This is a genomic window from Pyxidicoccus fallax (assembly GCF_012933655.1).
In the GTDB taxonomy this organism is placed as follows: Bacteria; Myxococcota; Myxococcia; order Myxococcales; family Myxococcaceae; genus Myxococcus; species Myxococcus fallax.
The window spans coordinates 1-2,286 of sequence record NZ_JABBJJ010000657.1 but is presented as its reverse complement, the minus strand read 5'-3'; the positions used below and the strand labels follow the sequence as shown (position 1 = coordinate 2,286).

The 2,286-nt window shown below is 68.9% G+C and carries 2 protein-coding genes; both read right to left on the bottom strand.

Annotation, left to right across the window (positions count from 1 at the left end; translation table 11 throughout):
- Positions 1 to 202: 202 nt before the first annotated feature.
- Entirely contained in the window at positions 203 to 1,852 is a 1,650-nt protein-coding gene (locus tag HG543_RS53195) for an AMP-binding protein (protein ID WP_169352610.1), read from the bottom strand.
- Between the two features lie 55 nt (positions 1,853 to 1,907).
- On the bottom strand, positions 1,908 to 2,286 hold a 379-nt coding region (locus HG543_RS53190), incomplete at its 5' end, for a zinc finger domain-containing protein (RefSeq protein WP_281404566.1).

Genomic DNA, 2,286 nt, shown 5'->3' with positions numbered 1-2,286 from the left:
GGCCTTACGACGTCCTGGCTGAATCAGGCGCGACGTTGTGCAGCCCGGCTTTCACTCCGCTGCCGCGGGACTCCTTCCATGACGTCGCTCGTCAGGCCCTGACCCGACTTCGCTGAAGGAGGTTGGCACCGGCCCCGCCGGGAGGCTGGCCTGGCAGCGGGAGACCGTCGCAGGAGCAGCAGTCAGGCAGCCAGGCGAATTCTCACGCCGTCTTGATGTCCGCCGCGTCCTGCAGCCCCAGCTCCGCGATGGAAACCTCGCGCATCCGGAACTTCTGCACCTTGCCCGTCACCGTCATTGGAAACGCGTCCACGAACTTCCAGTAGCGCGGCACCTTGTACGTCGAGATGCGCCCCGTGCAGTGCTTCGTCAGCTCCTCCGCCGTGAGCGTCACGCCCGGCTTCGTCTTCACCCAGGCCATCACCTCCTCGCCGTACTTCTTGCTCGGCACGCCGATGACCTGCGCCTCGCTCACGCCCGGGTGCGTGTGCAGGAACTCCTCCACCTCGCGCGGGTAGATGTTCTCCCCGCCGCGGATGATCATGTCCTTGATGCGGCCGACAATCCGCAGGTACCCATCCTCGTCCATCGTGGCCAGGTCGCCGGTGTGCATCCACCCCGCCTTGTCCACCGCCGTCGCCGTGGCCTGCGGGTTCTCCCAGTACCCCAGCATCACGCTGTACCCGCGCGTGCACAGCTCGCCCGGCGAGCCCCGGGGCACCACCGCGCCCGTGTCCGGGTCGACGACCTTCACCTCCAGGTGCGGGTGCACGCGCCCCACCGTGGACACCCGCTTGTCCAGCGGGTCATCCAGCGCGCTCTGCGTGGACACCGGCGACGTCTCCGTCATGCCGTAGCAGATGGTCACCTCGCGCATGTTCATCCGCGACTGCACCTGCTTCATCACTTCCACCGGACACGGTGAGCCCGCCATGACGCCCGTGCGCAGCGACGTCAGGTCGAACTCGCCGAAGCGCGGGTGGTCCAGCTCCGCGATGAACATGGTGGGCACGCCGTACAGTGACGTGCACCGCTCCGCCTGCACCGTCTGCAGCACGGCCAGCGCGTCGAACGCCTCGCCCGGAATCACCATGGTGGCCCCGTGCGACGTGCAGGCGAGGTTGCCAATCACCATGCCGAAGCAGTGGTAGAAGGGCACGGGGATGCACACGCGGTCCCGCGGCCCGTAGCGCAGCGCCTCGCCGATGAAGAACCCGTTGTTCAGCACGTTGTGGTGCGACAGCGTGGCTCCCTTCGGGAAGCCCGTCGTGCCGGACGTGTACTGGATGTTGATGGGGTCATCGAACTGGAGCGACGCCTCGCGGTCCGTCAGCGTGCGCTCGCTCACGTGCTTTCCGTTGGAGAGCAGCAGCTGCCAGTCGTCGTCCAGCACCATCGTCACGCGCAGGCCGGGGCAGCGCGGGCGGACCTCCTCGACCATGGCGCGGTAGTCCGTCTGCCGGAAGCCGCGCGAGTAGAGCAGCACGCTGACGCCGGACTGGATGAGCGCGTACTCCAGCTCGGAGGTGCGGTAGGCCGGGTTGAGGTTGACGAGGATGGCGCCGATGCGCGCGGTGGCGTACTGGGCCACCACCCACTCGTACCGGTTCGGGGACCAGATGCCCACCCGGTCCCCCTTCTCCACGCCCAGCGCCAGCAGGCCCAGCGCCACCTGCGTGGTGGTGTCCCAGAGCTGCCGGTACGTGGCCCGATAGCCCTGTGAGACGACCACCAGCGCTTCGCGGTCACCGTACTGCTCGACGGTGCGGCGCAGATTCTGACCAATCGTCTCACCGAGCAGCGGGGTGGTGCTGGTGCCGTGGACGTAGGAAGGAACCGGAGCGTGGGTCATGCGGCCATCGTCCCGCCGCCGCCCGGTGCACGGCAAGTGTGCCGGTGGTGCGAGGCTACGCCGCGCTGATGCTTTTCCGGCGCTTTCTCGAAACCCTCGGCACCGCGTCCACGCCCTGACATCCCGCGCAGAAGAACAGTCCACGGCCCGCCAGTTCCTGGCGCCGCACCTTCGCGCCACAGCGCGGACACGGCAGTCCCTCCCGGCCATACACGCAGAAGCGCTCCGCGCGCTTCTTCCCCGGGTCCTCACCCGGCGCGGGCGGTGCTCCCGGCGTGACGACGAGCCCATCCCGCGCTCCGTCCTCCAGCATCCGCCGCAGCGCCTCCCACAGCCGCGCGAAGCCCGCGTCGTCCAGCTCGCACGCCGGCATCAGCGGCGGCAGGCCCGCGAGGAACAGCGCCTCCGCGCGCAGGATGTTCCCCACCCCGGAC